The following is a 16,657-nucleotide window of genomic DNA, read 5'->3' on the forward strand; positions in this document are numbered from 1 at the left end:
ATCTGCGTTGAATGCACACCATACTTTGAGGAAATCTCATTAATCGTTAAATCGCCTTTTATCGCGTCCAAAGCAACCTTGGCTTTAAATTCTGCTGTATAGCTTTTATTCTTCTTAGCTGGCATTTGTTACCTCCTAATTTGGCACACAGTTTAACATTTTTGAGACGCTTTTTGTGTCTCTAACTGTGGTCCAAAATATGGGGAGTATTATAGTATTATTAGCTCAATGTTGTGATTGATATATTAAGATACAATTAATTAATTTTGGTAACTGGCAATTATGATTAATCGTCTACGATAATACGTGCACATCACTTGAAATGTGGATTTGTTAGAAATTATGAGCGATATCAGTTTTAAAAAATATAAAGTACTATTGGTGGCAGTCTTACTGTCTTTGTTTTCATCTCAGCATATTGCCTATTCATCTACGATCGATAAAATTATTGCGCACTGTGATGGTGGCTATGCAATGTGGATGGGTGTAAACGCAGAAAATCAATCACAGCAAAAGACGAGCTTTACGCAAACAACGCTCAAATTAAAAAAGCAAGACAGTAAGCAGATCGGCTATCAAGGGGTTATGTTCGCCTATAATTCGTCATTGTCTCCGTGTATAGAGAATATTGAGTTAGTCTCATTAATAGGCGGGGGGTATTATATGAGTAGAGAAGGTAAAGCCTTTGCGCCGATGAATATTGATAAACAATATACTTTAATCTTCACTGAGAGTAGTTTTTATGGAGAAAAAAAATACCTACAGTTTGTCGGATGTAGTCCAGATCTAGAAAATAAGATGACTGTCTCACAGTCATCTTTATTGAATGAAGAAGTAAGAAATAATTATAATAATGAGTATGATTTTCAATGCATAGATGCAGAAGACGAAGATGCCCGAAACTCATATGAAGAAAGGCGCTTCAATTATGGGTATAATGCAAAGAATGCGCTCATGCCACAAGATGAAGTAATTAAAGATAGTGATAATAATGGTATCAATGTTAGTTCTAAATTATCAGCTATTTTGAATTGTTTTTGCTGTATAAAGCGTGGAGATAATGTTGAAGACTAATTATTTTCATTCATTCGCTGTTGACTGTCCTTAAGGGGAGCACCTGTTGATGAATTTGAAAATATTGAGTTCGCCTCATCTGTAGATAGTTTTTCTTCTTGATTTAGCATGATCAAAGGTTTGATAAATTTATCAATAAATGCAACCAATATCGCAGACACCGCAGCAATAATGGGAAAAGCGGGAGCAGCAAATGCTGATAGAACAATGGCAGTAATGAGTAGTGCCAGTTTTAATGCCGAGAAAAAATAATGATAAGGCTGCATCCTCTTTGACAATTCAAACAATTTGCTTTGTTCTCGTAATTCAGCCAATGATGGTCTAAGCTTAGGGAAATTGTCCTCACAAGATTTAAATAAATTCATTAATTCTTCATACAGTTGGGGGTTATTTCCCTTTAGCTGACTTTCCAGTGCTTTGGCGATTTTTTCTTTATCTGATGATTGTTCGTGAGGTATTTGAGAACACAGCTTCCGGCATGTTTCGATGAGTTGTTCTTTTAACGCTTTGTGCTCTTTTAGTTGTTTTGGTAAGTCGAACATAATATCAAAGCATTCACTAATAGCGCTTTTAATAAATGATTTTTCATTTTCAGATAGCTTGGGCGCGTTTTGGGACACAGCATTCACAATATTATCTACAGCAATATTTTCCATCATATAGCTCCTTATGTTTGGTTTAGTACAACTTACTAAAGTATCGTGCTATAACCTGAATTAAAGCAAGGATTGTGATGTAGTATGGACAATTTGACGATTTAAAACCATTTGCAGGTAATGAGAGTAATCATAGCAATAAAAACTCATCAATCTGTCCGACATAAAGGGTGAGTCTTGGCAAATAGGCTTGTCCACTGTTAGATTGGCTACATGATTAATCAAGATGCAGCAAATGGTAACGATGTCAGCGCAAACTCAAGTACAGTTAGCAACAAATAAAACGGATAAAACGAATAATGATCAGCTGATTATTACGATGATGCTAAGCAATATGCCGCAGAGTACTCATAATATGCGTGGCTTGAGCCTGATTAATATGGCGAGAAAGCAAGTCCCCTTGATGTTGATTGAAGCATATGCTGAAGGTTTTGCACGAACACTGGATGATGCAGCTGAGACTTTAAATGACTTGGCAAATGATAAAAATGTGAAGTTTTATATGTTCACTAATAAGCATAATCAAACCGTAGGAATGTGTTCATTAAAATGCTGTGGGGGCAGTGTGTGGCTGCGAGATCTTGTGATTGTAAAAAGCATGAGAAATCGCGGTTACGCACAGGGGGTTATCGTCCGCTTATATCGAAGATATGTTCACAATCAAAGTGATGTACACAATATGTTATTACGAGTCAGGGGTTGGAATTATCAAGCGCAGAATTTGTATAACAGGATGGGATTTAAGTGTGTCAATAGTAAATCATTTAATCATTAAAAACCAGATAGAGTTAATATAATATCTAAGGAGATAAATTATGGCAGAAAGTAAGAATAGTGATGACCTAAAGAAGGCTCTTATGAATAGGTATGCAGCCCTTCACAAACATGATATACCTGAAGAAAGTGACGACGATAGCGAGGATGATCTTGAAGATGCAGGTGAATTTGATGATCATGATACTAATAGTGCCTCTCAATCGCAAAATAACGTTGTTAATACTTCAAAAAGGTTAGAGGAAGTAGGAAGTGACAGGAAAAACTCACCTCAAACTGAAACAGGGCGAGTAGGCACTCCACCCGTGCCACAAGTACCCGTGCCACAAGTACCAAAGTCAGCTAGGTCAATTCTAGAAAATAACAATCAAATTCTGATTGATCAGTCAACTGATAGTATTTTAATAGATGAGGTTATTAAGGATTTAGCTGCGTTAAAGGCAATAGGGGATTCTGAAAAAGGTTTATCTGAAGCCGAAATAAGGCTAGGCAGAGTACAGATCCTACAAGATAAGTATATTCGGGATCAAAAAAATCAAAAGTATCTTGACATTCTTAGAACAATGAGAATAGAAGCTTTTCAGAAATCGTTAGATGAAAGTAGTAGCATTATCCAAGAGCAAAATGGTTTAGATGAACCGGATGGAGGCTCTGAAAAGCAGTCAAATAGAGAAGCTCTAATTCCTTTAGATGAAAAACTCGTACAGCCTGATAAGTATAAAGAATCGTCAGACGATGTACTTGAACATTTAAACAAGACGGTCATGGGAAGTAATAATCAAAAGGAGATAGATACCAATGCCATTGGTGGTAAGAAAGTTATGTCTGGCGGTGATCTGGATAATATAAATGCAACTTTAAGAGAAATAGATAAAAATAATTATCAGAATATATCGCAACGTAACGACGATATCAGTGAAGGAGTCAGACAAGGTATCAAAGACAAACTGCAAACGATAATAAATAGTAAGGACTCTGACAACGCTCAGGCAACGAGTCAGTTTTTCAATAAGGTCAACATAGATCAACAATTGTATGGTATTGATTTTAAAAACCTTAAAAAAGCTTCATTAAACCAGCAAGAAAAAGCATTAGGCATTGAGAATCCTCACCTTAAAGCGCAAAAGGAAATTATAGCAGTTATTGAAAGTCGCGGACAAGATGATAAGAATCTAAAAGGTGGCATGATAGCGGATATAAAAGCACACCTTGAGTGGGGTGCGTTTAACAAAGATGAGTTTTTAGGGTATGTGCATAAGTTATGTGAAAATACGGGGAACTTGACTGGAAGTACGACAGCTAAACTGTTAGCCAATCAGCTAACCGATAATAAAACTATGCGTAGCTATATACTTGGTCAGCGTGAAAATGCTAATAACCATGTCAGTCAAAGAGACATAAGAGATGCTCTTTCTAAATCTAATAATAGCTTTAACCAGTACCAAGCGGAAAAAAGTGAGACATATTTTAAAGTCCCAGATTTAACAGGTAAGTTAAATGAGGTAGAAAAACAGAGCCTTATCCTAAATATGCTTGGTGATAATTATCACGATAAAAAAGGACTTAAAACAGGCATGTTAGAAGCGATGAAAGATCATCTTAATAAGCATGGGGAAATTAAACCAGATGAATTTAAGCAAGGACTGAAAAAGTTATGTGAAAACACAGGAATGTTTACGGGAAGCTCAACAGCAGAAACCTTAGCAGGGAATCTTAGTAAAGATGGTGAAAGTAGTAAGATGTTGCGCGAATATTTAGGTGTGCAAAAGGAATATGAAGAATATGGTAGAGTTAGACAGCGGGATTTAAGGGGTGTTTTGCATGGTAAGGATAAGGCAGAAGGCTTTAATCACAATAAATCTGAGTCCAATAAGAATGATTATTTCGTTTTCAAAACTCAGGTAGAATCTTCTGAATCCAGTGTGCAACCTTCATAAAACCATGTCGGTTTTAATACTCCCCCACAAGTGCTCACCATCCCCTGAGTGTCAGTCGAAGTGATGCCTGAGCATCAGCTAATACTCTCTCCTCTTGAGGGATTGCTCGTGCGGCTTAAGCTGCACGGGTAAGGGGTAATTAACACTCAACTTATTTTTGATTTCGTTACTAAGGGCATCTGCAAACCACATAAAATAATGACAACGGTCATGGCAATTTCGCCTATATATCGTTACTATTATCGCTAAATAATTTTTATAAAAGCATATTGCTGCCATGCCTAAGAAAATTTATATCGGTTCGTCTAATTTTGCTGAGCTTATTACTGAGAATGCTGTATTTGTCGATAAGAGTTTGTTTATTAAAGATATTATTGAGGATACAAGTAAAGTAATTTTAATCACACGACCAAGACGCTTTGGCAAAACTTTAAATATGTCGATGTTGCATCATTTCTTTGCCTCAAAAGTTGACTTCACAGAAACGACTGGACTATTTGACAATCTCGCGATTGCTAAGGAAGATAATGGCTTTTATCTTAAAACCTACCAAGGTAACTATCCGGTGATTTTTATCAGCTTCAAAGATATCAAAGCACGTGATTATGAAACAGCGCAGGAACAGTTATCTTTTCTACTACAAGAAGTTTTTGCAAATCACCGTGAGCTTATGCAATCTGAGCAGTTAGATGAGATAGATAAAATAAAATTTAGAAGTTATCTTGAGATGGAAACCTTCAGCGCGTCTAAAATTGACATAAGTCTACGCCTACTTAGTCAGCTGCTTTATAAACATTATCAGCGGCGAGTCGTCGTTTTGCTTGATGAATATGACACACCATTAAATGCGGCTTATATCGAGGGTTATATTGAAGCACTAACCCCTTTAATGCGTAATTTAATGAGTAACACCTTTAAAGACAATAATGCTTTACATAAAGGGGTGATGACAGGTATTTTACGTGTCTCCAAAGATAGTATGTTATCGGGCTTAAATAATCTAAAAGTCTATACTATATTGGATACGAAATACCGTGAGTATTTTGGGTTTAGGGAGCTAGATATAGATGAATTATACCAAACCCAAGGCTTAGAATCCGACAAAGTGAATGCCAAAAAATGGTATAACGGTTATAACTTTGCAGGTCTTGAGATCTATAATCCATGGTCAATTCTAAATTGTTTAAGCAATGAAGGTCAATTTGACGATTACTGGATACATACCTCAAATAATAAAATGATTGAGACTTTGTTATTAAAATTTCGTGAAGATGTGCATCCGGCATTAACTAAGTTGATGGAGTATGGCACAGCTGAAGTGGTGATTGATCGTCATGTGACTTATGATACCCTAAGCTATCAAAGCAGTAGTTTATGGAGTCTTTTGCTATTTGCAGGATATTTAACAACAGAGAAGGTTAGTACGACGGATGGCTTATTATATGAGTGTGTTGTGCGCCTACCCAATATCGAAATTGTCCATTTGTTAAATTACTATTTTAAATTCTGGTTTAACACGCGCATGGGTGTGCAATACCAGTCATTTTTAGATAACTTAGTTTATGGCAGAGTCGATGAATTTAGTCAGCAGTTAAATACCTACCTAACCGAAAGCTTAAGCGTTCGAGATACCGGCTACACAGCGGAGAAGTTTTATCATGGGTTGGTGCTGGGGCTAATTGCTTCCTTAAGATCAACGTATATTGTGCATTCTAATCGTGAGTCAGGTTTTGGCTTTGCTGATGTGTTGTTATATCCCTTAGCAAATAATCCTAAAAATGACCTAGGCATTGTTATGGAGTTTAAGCATGCCAAAGAAGATAATAGCCAAAACCTAAATGAGTTAGCCGATAAAGCCTTAGCACAAGTGCGTCACAAAAACTATATTGCTGAATTAACAGCACAGCCACAAGTCAAACGGATCCTGTGCCTAGGTTTAGCATTTAATCATAAGCAGGTTGTGGTTAAGCATTATTGGCAGTGATGTTGTGCAAAACTGCAACCCAATCACCCAAAATTATCAAAAATTTCTTCGACACTGAACACCGCAAAATGATTTACGAGCGGTATAGAGTGAAAAATAACAGCAATAGTCATCAAAGTGTCTGGTTTAGGCTAAGATACCCTAAGTATGATCTTTAATTTGTTAGTATTGATATATTGCTTGTAAATGATTCTTCTGAATCTTTTAGATTCATTTGGATACGTAAAAGTGATGAAAGTTAGTAATTTGTTTCAGATAATTAAATTGAGTTTACATAGTAAGGTGTGATGTGATGTCTAAAGTGATTCTTGTCGTCGATGATGACAAAGAAATTTGTAGTCAACTGGCTGAGATCTTAAAAAGAGAAAGTTATCTTGTCAGAAGAGCGCATGATACTCTTTCAGCCGAGCTTGCGATTAAAACACATCATCCTGATTTGATGTTGCTTGACATCATGATGCCTGGTGAGAGTGGGATTGATTTTTGCCGTCGGGTGCATGAATCGTATAAAACCCCGATAATTATGGTAACGGCTTCTAGCGAGTTAATCGATGAGGTATTGGCATATGAGTTTGGTGCAGATGACTATATCTGCAAGCCCTTTAATAGTAAGTTGCTATTAGCGAAAATTAAAACAGCACTGCGTCATTACGGACATAGTAAATCGGTCGATGTGCGCTATATATTATTTAATGGTTGGGCAGTTGACATGGCTGAGAAAAATTTGGTTTCACCAGAGATGCGCGTTAAGGAGTTAGCATTATCTGAGTATAAATTGCTTATTGCCTTGATACAACATCAGGGGCAAATTCTCTCGAGAGATGAGTTAATCAGAGCTGTATATAATCGTGAGTTTGATGGCTATAATCGTGCCATTGATGTTGCGATTAGCCGTATTAGAAAGAAGTTTGGTGATACTGGCGAAGATAAACGTATTATCAAAACGGTGTCGGGTTATGGTTATATGTTTTTGCCTGAAGTGACGCACTCTCAACAGCTTAAATATATGTCAGTGAATGAATCCACTACGCTTTAAATATATATCCTCTTGGTGCTTTGTTACTGCTATCGCGGTACTCTTTGCAGTGAGTTTACTACTTTCCATCGAAACATATCGACAGTATCTAGAGCGACAGCAGCAAAAAGCATTACATGTCATGGTAATGAAGCTATTGGAAGCTCAGAATATTTCTAGCTGTGATGGTCAGCATCAAACAGATAGCTGGATTTTTAGCAGTGATTTGTCATCGACTCCTAAGTATAACAATATCATTTGGCTTAATTGGCAAAATCTTAAAATGATCCAACCAGATCAAATGTATCGTCACTTAGAAGAGAATCTAAGTCAATATTTAGGTCATGGTATCTTAGCAAACTATTATTTATCAGTTTGTTTTAGTGATTTATCTCAGCAAAAAAACTGCTTAAATTTCACCTTTAAAGGCGGGGCACATAAGTATTTATTATTGCTGACATTGATATTTTTAGTTCTGCTGATATCACTATTACTCATATTTATCGTCTTTACACAGCGCATGACGCATGCTCTGCTACATATAGCCTATATTGCAAAAAAATTGAAATTACCATTGAATGTTAGGGTGCATTCTTTTGCGCCATTGAATATCTACCATGCGCGAACGTTGATGATTGACGTGCTAAATGAACTTGAAAAATCGCTACATAATCAAACCCAAATGTTAGCAGCTATTTCGCATGATATAAAAACACCTCTAACAAAAGCAGGATTGTATTTAGAGCCATTACTAAGTGATACGCAACACAATAAGATACAAAGCTATTTTGACGATATTCGCTATATGTCAGATCAAATATTGCGTTACACACGTCAGGTTCATGACCAGGAGACAAAGCAATGGATTGATCTTTATGATCTAATTGAATCGGAGTGTATGGATTATCAATTCTATGGGCATAATATTGTGCTAACAAGTGATTTAAATGAGCCGGTATTCGTATGCTCACAAAGAAAAGCACTCAAGCGTGCGATGAGTAATGTCATCGACAATGCCTTTAAATACGCAAGTGCGCTTCAAGTTAATCTTTATCGACAGGCACAATATCTGAGGCTTGAGTTTGTTGATAATGGCAGTGGTGTGCCAGAGGAGGTGTTGCATAAATTAAGTCAGCCATTTTATCGTGTTGATCATGCGCGCACGGCACATCAAGGACAAATCAAAGGTGTTGGCTTAGGGCTATCCATTGTTGCAACGATTTTGCAAGCCAATGACATAAAGCTTGAGATAACTAATTCCACGCAAGGTGGTTTGAGTATTTGTTTTATTTGGCGATATCACTTGCCCGCGTAATGATGTCATCTAGCATTTTACTGTTTTCTGATTTAAATATGGTGAGCTTATCAATGGGCTTATTCAAAGCAATACCTATACTCAGACCAAGAGCAGCGCCAACAATTGTTCCAGGAATTCCACCAACGATTGTGCCAATAATCGAACCTGCAATCATCAAGGTTGCGGTTGTTAGAAATTTGACAATATCCGCATAGATATTACTAAAGTAGGGTGATTGCTTTGCATCATTTTCATAATCGTTTAATACAGAAATCTTATCAGCAGCTGTCTTCTCTCGATCATTGAGTGTTGAGATAACATGATTGAGTCCGCGTAATAGGCGTAAGCTTTCATCTGGATTGCGATAGCATGTTTGATCATCAAACACCAAAGGCTGTTCTATTGAGCTGCATAATTTGTTGTACAGCGTTTTATAAGCTTGGTTCAGTTCCTGTTGGTTATTTGTTATTAACTTAGCACTCAGTTGTGCAAAATGATCTTGAATTAACAGTAGTTCGAGTTTTTGTCTTTTAGTAGTTTGATTGATTTTTTGTTGTATTGCTTCATTTTCACGGATCTGAAGAAAGCTATCCTTATTCAGTAGCTGATGCTTTTCAAGTGCTATAACTGATTGTTGTAATAGTTTATTGTCTTGTAAATAACTCCAAGCATCAGGAACATCCTTAATGAGTTGATGAAAAATAGCATAGTTGTTTTCCCAATCTCGGATAGTTAATGCTTCAGGTGATTTTAATGCCTCAAAGTTTCGCTCAAGGGTAAACATATTATCCTCTAGCTTTAACTGCTGGTGAAAATGTTCAGGTAATAGCAGTTTTATTTGTTCAAAGACTTGCTGGTTATCAGCGATATTTTCTGATTTATTATTTTTTGGATGTGATACATAATCAATGACAGTGGTGAAGTCATCGGCGGCATGCTCGAAAATATCAATGCTTGCATCTTTCGATAAGCAATCTTGGGTATGAATAAGCGTGAACCCTTTGAGTTTAATGTGATTTTGGTTAGCCTGAACCTCACTATCAGGATGATAATAAAGTGTAATTGAACATAGTTTATTGTTGTGATTAATATAGCTATAGGTCAAACAATTTTTTTTGATCGCTTCGATGTGAGCAGAAGGGTTATCGTTAGCTTGATCTGCATTCTCTTGAGCTTCAAGTAAGCTGATTACAGTGTTAAATATTCCCTCAAAAAATCGCCCCTCAAATTTTCCTTGTAAGAAGCTAGGCTTATTGTTGGATAGCGTATATTTATAGAGCATTTGCTCTAAGCGATCTAATGTTGATTCGTCGTTTCCCGCTAAAAACTGGATTCTTGGAATATCCTTAAAGATAGCACTTTTGTCAGTATCATCTGAAGCATTAGCTTCTGTGTGAATAACTAACAACTGATTAAGGATATCTATTGATGGGTTAGCTTCTAAGTGCTGTGTTAGTTCTTTGATACGATCTTGGGTGTTTCCTAATACCTTTGGTATATCATTATAGGTAAGACTTTTACTGATAATGTTAGTCATTATAATTTGCCTTTGTATATTTGATTGTTGAATATATGTTATAGAAATATCAGTTCCAGAGAAGATTTTTGGTTTAAATTTGGACGTTTTGATAATTGTCACCTAATAAAATTTGCATTGTTTAGAAAAGAATTGATCTGATAAGACTTTTTAGTCCGTTTATATATGGTTTGTATTGTCTATCCACGCTATAGGTTGTGATAATAATTTGATTGCTGATTTAATCTAAGAACCTAAAGTGAGTTGACATTTGATAAGTGAGGTCTGTTATGAATGAAAATAATAAAGCAATAGCTAATAAAGAGGTAGCACGTAATCTATTTAAAAGAAATAAAGAGTTAATTATTGATCTTATTGTTGAGAAGGAAAAATTTGCAACGCAATTCAAATCAAGTGATGCAGCAGTTTTAAAAGATTTTAAAGACTTCATGCAAAAGAAACGAATAGCTATAGATATCGGTAATAGTAAAGTAACATATTCATTCGATATGTTTTGTAAAAATAAAATTGAAATTGATGGTGTGAACGTCAAAACTTCAGATGCATCTCGTCAGGATGTTGAGAATAATATTAACAGATTGCTGGAAGAGGAGTCATTTTGTAATTATTTAAATGATAATCTGTCAAAGATAAGTATGATAAAAAGAGAAACTAGCGACGATCAAGAAAATAAACCACAAATGAGCTATGAAGAAAGTTCAACACAAGAAACAAGGCGTAATGATGTTAATGCTCAAAGCGTGAATCACCTCAATGTAAAGCCTAATGCTAAGTTCAATATCCAGTCTGATGATCCCTTAAATTTTACTTTTGAGGTGGGCGATCAGGGGGTAGCTTTAGATGTAAAACAACAAAAAGAAGCGGTGAGAAATTACGAGATTGATACATCAGATGAAGAGTTAGATGCAGCGCTTGATGAACTCGATGAGGAACTGTTTAAACTTGAGGCTAGGGATTTATTACAACCTGACTCTAAGTTAAGTGATCAACAAAATAAATATAGAAAAGACCTTGATGAGCTTGACAGGCTTCTCGCAGTTAGCCCAAAACAAGAAATGAGGAACGATCCTACTAGTGCGCCAAAGGCTAATCACCTTATGACGCATAATATACAGCCTAAAGCTCCCACTCAAAGAAATGATGACTATGGAATAAGTGATGAGGAGGAGTTAATGGCATTCGCAAAAGAGGATGACATTCAATTACCTGATGATGAAGTCGGCAAGGAGAATAAGAAAAATCAAGAAGTGCCTAATTCCCAAGAATCTATAGCAGTCGTAGGTAAGCGCTCAAAGAATATAGATAAGCAGCAAAGAATTATGGATGCTCTTTCAGGTACAAACGAGCCTAAAAATAAACTGATTCAATCAGTTGAGAAAATGTTAAAAGATGGTGAGGCATTAACTGAGCTTGAATTTAAAGAGTGCATCGCTCGTTTAATTCAAAATACGGGTTTCGGCATACGGACAAGCTCAACAGCAAAGCGATTAGCTAATCAGTTAAATAAGGATGGAAATAAAGATTTAAGAGATTACTTGTTAGGTGAAGACTCAAAAAGTGCGGACGCAAAAGGTTTAATAGCTAAGTTTATACCAAATAGACCATATAAAAGTAGTGATCAGGCATATTTTACGTTAGAGGATATAGAAAGCACTCTCATGGATGAAATAGAAAAGGATATACAGTCTGAAGCGTCTTCTCAAGGAAATGATGACTATGGAATAAGTGATGAGGAGTTAACGGCATTCGCAAAAAAGCATGGCATTCAATTCCCTGATAATGAAGTTGGCAAGGAGAATAAGAAAAATCAAGAAATGCCTAATTCCCAAGAATCTATGGCAGTCGCGCATAAGAGTTTAAACGACATAGTTAATAGTCAGACTGAAAATAAACAGATCAAACAAAGTGGTAATGAATTAATTAATAAGTTAAATGATCACATTAAAAAGGCAGATAGTGCGATCAAAGACTATGTTAGTAAGGTACACAGCAATAAGAGTACCCTCAAAAAAATGAAGAAAGAATTCACTGCAAAATATGATCAAAATGACAATAAAATGAATGAAATCTTTAAAAACGTTGATCCTAATAAAACTGTAGCAAGTAAATCCCCCAATCCCTAGGGATTATTTGGGAATATTTATCAAACTATGTCAAATTTTTCCTTATGTGAGTTATTTAACTTCAGCATTTAAGCGCATGAGCCAATGTTTCAGTATTCTTTACAGTTAATGGATATAAGTTTAAATGCGAACGCATTGCAACTTCATCAAGAGGCACATGATAGCTGCAAAAGTCATCTTTCTTGTTTGCTGATTGTGGCATGATAAAGGCAGAGAGTTTGGTAATTCCTTGATCTTGTATGGCAATAACTTTCCAGTATGCGCTAGGTATATCATGGCGTTTACTGGCATAAGGTAATGGCAGCATGGATGCTTCATATAACGGACCTGTTAAAACATACAAGTCGTAACCCTGTTGTGCTAATTCGCGTTCTTTTAGCTCCAGATCTCGCCATGGACCTTGGTTAAGCGTGGACTTTTGTGGCGTAATATTGGAAAGGTAATTTGTCTCTTGCCATATTTCTTTTGATAGATTACCAAAATGCCCAAGCGGTGCTTGATGACCACGGTCATAGCCAAGGATTGCATGTGCACTTTTATAATCAGTCGGTGAGAGTGTATCAGCTTTGTTTAGTTTGGGGTCTTGGTGCCATTTTCTTTTCGTTTGTTTGCCAATATTTCCTTTGAGTGTGCGATAGGCAACCCAATCGGCAAATTTGGTGCTAGCATTATTACTCAATGCATAAGCTGCTCTTGGGATAAATATGTTTTGAAACATTGTTCCTGTTGGGCAACAATTATTTAAGCAATTCTCACTGATATACTGGCATGATAGTGAATCAGTCTGTGTGATTGCATTGGCATTGACTAATGGTAAAAAACCAATCAGTAAAATAAAAACATAGTGCTGAAATTTCATAAATATAGTCTCCTTGTAGGCATAAATGGTGTGTGATGGCTTTTCCTTAATAACTAAAGTTACGGACTTTTTTCTATTTCAACACCCCGCCTCGCAAGCTCGGCACCCCTCTTGAAAAGAGGGGAATATAAAATCAACACTACCTAATTCCCCTCTTTTCAAGAGGGGTGGCAGCCGTAGGCTGACGGGGTGTTTATAAAATCATAGTTTTTTCTAAAGTGAGTAACTCCAATTAATAACTCGAATTGATAATACAATATGGTTTAACCCATCCTTGGGGTGGGGGATTGCTACTAATCCTTTGTAGCAACATGCTTAGTAACTCTTGTGAGTCATGAGTTGAGTTTTAACTATCTCTTTGCCTGTTATGATCTATATCTGAGTGATTAGTCTAAGCTTCTTAATTTTTTTAGTTCAGTTTGCCCTAAATTAACGGCATATTTGGCACTGATTACACCATTGTCTTGATATGAGCGAGAAAGAATGCTCGCAACTTGCTGGTAATTAATATCTGGGTTAATACGATATAACAAAGCCGCAATGCCTGAGACATGGGGAGTTGCCATGCTAGTTCCTTGGAAATAGGCATAGCGACCATTGACTGGTGATAATATCTTACCTGTTTCAGGGTCTAGTTGAGCGTCTCCTCCAGGCGCTCTCACAACAGTGGACTTTGTAAACCAATTGTCACTTGTATAGGTTGAGTAATAGGCTTTTTCTCCAGTAGAGCCGCTGGATTCAACAATAATGGCTCTAAGATTTGGGCAACCTGAAGGAATATCATTCCATAGCTCTTGACCATCATTGCCAGCTGCGATAACAACAGTGGAGCCCATCTTGTTGACTTCATCAACGACTTGCTCCCAAGCGTGGCACATGGTTGGCATAATTTGTAAGAACCAAACTAATTCGTTAATATCTGAACCATCTTCATTGCCACCAATCCGAGACATACCAAGGCTTAAGTTGATGACTTTGGCTGGATTAGGATTTATTCCTGCTTGTGCTTTTGGAGAGCCTGAGGCCCATAACACTGCCTCAAGTATTGCATAGGTATTGCCTGAGCCATTATCCTCAAGTGCTTTAATTGGCAGGATTTTAATATTGTTGTCAAAACCAGTGACACCTGAGATATATGGTCCTTTGGCGCCAATTATGCCAGCGACATGGCTGCCATGATATGAACCTCTGTCAATAATGTTGCTATCGACAATTAATGGTGAGAGTATGGGTTTTTGATCATTTTCATTTAATGCGGCATCACTGCTTTCAGAACGCTTATGCTTTTGGTTTTTGCGTTTTTTACGCTTTTGCTCTTCTATAATAGGGGCAGTAAGCTCAGGGGATGAGTCAGAATGCTCAAGTGTTGGTTCATCGACATAAAAGTGACGACCCTGAAGCTTTTTAATCTTACCGTTAAGATCAACTTTTAAATGATAAGGAATCCCTGTGTCAATCACTGCAACAATAACTTCATGTTGACTCCCAGATGCATAATTAGGATTAATCTGATCAAGCATAATACCGGCGTTAGGTTTAAACATCGACCATTGTAAATCGGCATAATATGAGAGATTGAACTCAGAGGTAGTATTGCGTTTTAGCGGTAGTGCTGTGGCATGATCAAGTTCACCTACGGGTAAAGCATATAATTTAGTATTTGAAATAATCTGATGATAATCATCACGATTGCTATTTAATGTGCTTTCTGATTGTTTGTAGAGTGCCTTATAATGATCATTGATTGCATATAAGCTCTGACTGGTGATCACAGCAATTGAGGTGACTAAGCTAAGTGTTTTCAGCATGATTCAAATTCCTTCTTTTGAGTTTGCAATATTAGGGGGCAGGACTAAACCAATTACTTTATGTATACCACCCTGCTTTTACTGACTTTGTAAAACACGATGGCATTTTGGACTAGTTGATGTAACCCTTCTACCTAAGACATGATTCACCGCGCATTTCCTTAATGCGTCGAGTGATCTTTAATAATAATTAGCATGAAGTGCTATAGTCATCTTATAACTGTATCTGCATTAATCAGTTTGTTTCAAGGACGCCGGTAACCTGCAAAAGTTCAGTATGCCTTCAGTAATTTATGGCTATACCCATAGTAAACCATTTTACGGTGTCTAGTTGCAAAGTAAGAAACTCTGTAAAATGGTTTGTGATGGGTGTATATAAAATCCTATCTTTCTGCTAGAGTTAACGAGACAGCGTATTTAGGTAATATTATAAAGCTAGGGAACTAAAAATGATAACATGGATCGTTAATATTTTGATTTTATCAACAGGTGTGTTTTTAAATGCGGCATATGCTCTAGAGGCTAAAGATCAAAAGTACAATTTGAATTTGAAGGTCAATACTTACCAGAAGGTATTACAGTTTATTGGCTATTCCCCAAATAATTTTATCAACTTTTCGCAATACCCAAGTAGAGAAAGATTGTTAGTTGATTTTGCTTATAATGTCAAAGGAAAGGAAGGAAAAAAAATATCATCAGCCATCAGAAAACACCTACAAGATACAGTAAATAGTAGCATTGATGAGTTAGCGGATCATCATTTGCTTGAGCTCTCTCAAGGTAATATTGAGACAAAAGCACGGGAATTTATCAATGCTTATCCTTACAGTATGAAGTATAAGATTCAAATAAAAGGCAGCACTGACCAGATTTTGCGATTTTGGCAGCAGGTAGCAGTGTTTAAAGATAGTACAGCTTCGCAGTCAAAAATTTTATTGTTACACAAAAAGAAAATCCATTATAGTTTGGTAATTACTAAATATATTTCTCATGAGGTTGTGACGGACTTGTTAGATATTCTTGAAGCCTGTCCAACGGATAGTGTGTATGAATTAGATGAGATTGATTTAAATCAAGCATTTCGCTTAAGCCCAATTGATGTGGTTGATTTTTATCAAGAGCCTCAGCATGCTAAGGCTTTTGAGCTTTTAAGTCAGCAGTGTTTATATGCTAGGATAAAAACACCAGAGTATGTATCAGCGAAAAAAATCTCGTGCTTTAAAAGCATGTGTATTAGAAGCTTTCTCGAAGTTGCTGCAGATATTACTAAGCCCGAAGATAAAAGCCAGTTATGCTCACTAGTATCTGATGATAATGCCTATCTTATTCTTCTGGTTAAGAAAGTACTCAATAGAGGACTGAAGTTAAATAACGTTAAAATTGCCAATAATATATACTATAGGCAATTTGAGCGTGAGGACATATGGGGTCAAAGTATACTAAGCCAAAAGGCAATAGACTTTTTAAAACAGCTTTATCAGCAACGACCAGAAGTACGAAAGCTCATTGCAAACGTGGAAGCACAAGCTCAGGCTATGCGCAAACAAGCGCTGTCTGATGGTCTGGTTGTATATTTCCCGGAGTAGGGTCGCG

The 16,657-nt window shown here is 36.5% G+C and carries 13 protein-coding genes; 8 read left to right on the plus strand and 5 right to left on the minus strand.

Annotation, left to right across the window (positions count from 1 at the left end):
* A partial coding sequence (locus IE867_RS08370) for a transposase (RefSeq protein WP_192483753.1) occupies nt 1-125 on the minus strand: 125 nt, incomplete at its 3' end.
* Nucleotides 126-342: 217 nt separating this feature from the next.
* Here IE867_RS08370 and IE867_RS08375 point away from each other — a divergent pair.
* The gene (locus IE867_RS08375; RefSeq protein ID WP_192484274.1) at nt 343-1,074 is read left to right on the plus strand and encodes a hypothetical protein; all 732 of its coding nucleotides are present in this window, start codon (nt 343-345) and stop codon (nt 1,072-1,074) included.
* Here IE867_RS08375 and IE867_RS08380 read toward each other — a convergent pair.
* Entirely contained in the window at nt 1,071-1,733 is a 663-nt protein-coding gene (locus IE867_RS08380) for a hypothetical protein (protein WP_192484275.1), read from the minus strand. The genes IE867_RS08375 and IE867_RS08380 overlap by 4 nt on opposite strands.
* A gap of 223 nt (nt 1,734-1,956) precedes the next feature.
* Here IE867_RS08380 and IE867_RS08385 point away from each other — a divergent pair, with 223 nt between their 5' ends.
* The 5 genes from IE867_RS08385 (at nt 1,957) to IE867_RS08405 (ending at nt 8,755) form a co-directional block, all read left to right on the plus strand.
* Nucleotides 1,957-2,505, plus strand: coding sequence for a GNAT family N-acetyltransferase (locus tag IE867_RS08385; protein ID WP_192484276.1), 549 nt, complete (start codon nt 1,957-1,959; stop codon nt 2,503-2,505).
* Nucleotides 2,506-2,545: 40 nt separating this feature from the next.
* Nucleotides 2,546-4,441: a hypothetical protein gene (locus IE867_RS08390; RefSeq protein ID WP_192484277.1), complete on the plus strand. Its 1,896-nt coding sequence runs from the start codon at nt 2,546-2,548 to the stop codon at nt 4,439-4,441.
* Between the two features lie 277 nt (nt 4,442-4,718).
* Entirely contained in the window at nt 4,719-6,425 is a 1,707-nt protein-coding gene (locus IE867_RS08395; protein WP_192484278.1) for an AAA family ATPase, read from the plus strand.
* 292 nt (nt 6,426-6,717) lie between these two features.
* Nucleotides 6,718-7,461: a response regulator transcription factor gene (locus IE867_RS08400; RefSeq protein WP_192484279.1), complete on the plus strand. Its 744-nt coding sequence runs from the start codon at nt 6,718-6,720 to the stop codon at nt 7,459-7,461.
* Nucleotides 7,442-8,755 carry a sensor histidine kinase gene (locus IE867_RS08405; protein WP_192484280.1) on the plus strand — a complete coding sequence of 438 codons (1,314 nt, stop codon included), beginning with the start codon at nt 7,442-7,444 and terminating at the stop codon, nt 8,753-8,755. The genes IE867_RS08400 and IE867_RS08405 overlap by 20 nt, the downstream gene beginning before the upstream one ends.
* Here the strand turns inward: IE867_RS08405 and IE867_RS08410 are convergent.
* Nucleotides 8,727-10,274 carry a hypothetical protein gene (locus tag IE867_RS08410; protein WP_192484281.1) on the minus strand — a complete coding sequence of 516 codons (1,548 nt, stop codon included), beginning with the start codon at nt 10,272-10,274 and terminating at the stop codon, nt 8,727-8,729. The genes IE867_RS08405 and IE867_RS08410 overlap by 29 nt on opposite strands.
* Nucleotides 10,275-10,543: 269 nt before the next feature.
* Between IE867_RS08410 and IE867_RS08415 the strand changes: the two genes are divergently transcribed.
* Entirely contained in the window at nt 10,544-12,397 is a 1,854-nt protein-coding gene (locus IE867_RS08415) for a hypothetical protein (protein WP_192484282.1), read from the plus strand.
* 61 nt (nt 12,398-12,458) lie between these two features.
* Here the strand turns inward: IE867_RS08415 and IE867_RS08420 are convergent, their stop codons facing one another.
* Both IE867_RS08420 and IE867_RS08425 read right to left on the minus strand, forming a co-directional pair.
* Entirely contained in the window at nt 12,459-13,256 is a 798-nt protein-coding gene (locus tag IE867_RS08420; RefSeq protein ID WP_192484283.1) for a DNA/RNA non-specific endonuclease, read from the minus strand.
* A 386-nt stretch (nt 13,257-13,642) separates the two neighbouring features.
* Nucleotides 13,643-15,064: a S8 family serine peptidase gene (locus IE867_RS08425; RefSeq protein WP_192484284.1), complete on the minus strand. Its 1,422-nt coding sequence runs from the start codon at nt 15,062-15,064 to the stop codon at nt 13,643-13,645.
* A gap of 449 nt (nt 15,065-15,513) precedes the next feature.
* Between IE867_RS08425 and IE867_RS08430 the strand changes: the two genes are divergently transcribed.
* Nucleotides 15,514-16,650, plus strand: a complete 1,137-nt coding sequence (locus tag IE867_RS08430) for a hypothetical protein (protein WP_192484285.1) — start codon at nt 15,514-15,516, stop codon at nt 16,648-16,650.
* The last annotated feature ends 7 nt before the right edge of the window (nt 16,651-16,657 follow it).

The organism is Cysteiniphilum marinum (assembly GCF_014857925.1).
In the GTDB taxonomy this organism is placed as follows: domain Bacteria; phylum Pseudomonadota; class Gammaproteobacteria; order Francisellales; family Francisellaceae; genus Caedibacter; species Caedibacter marinus.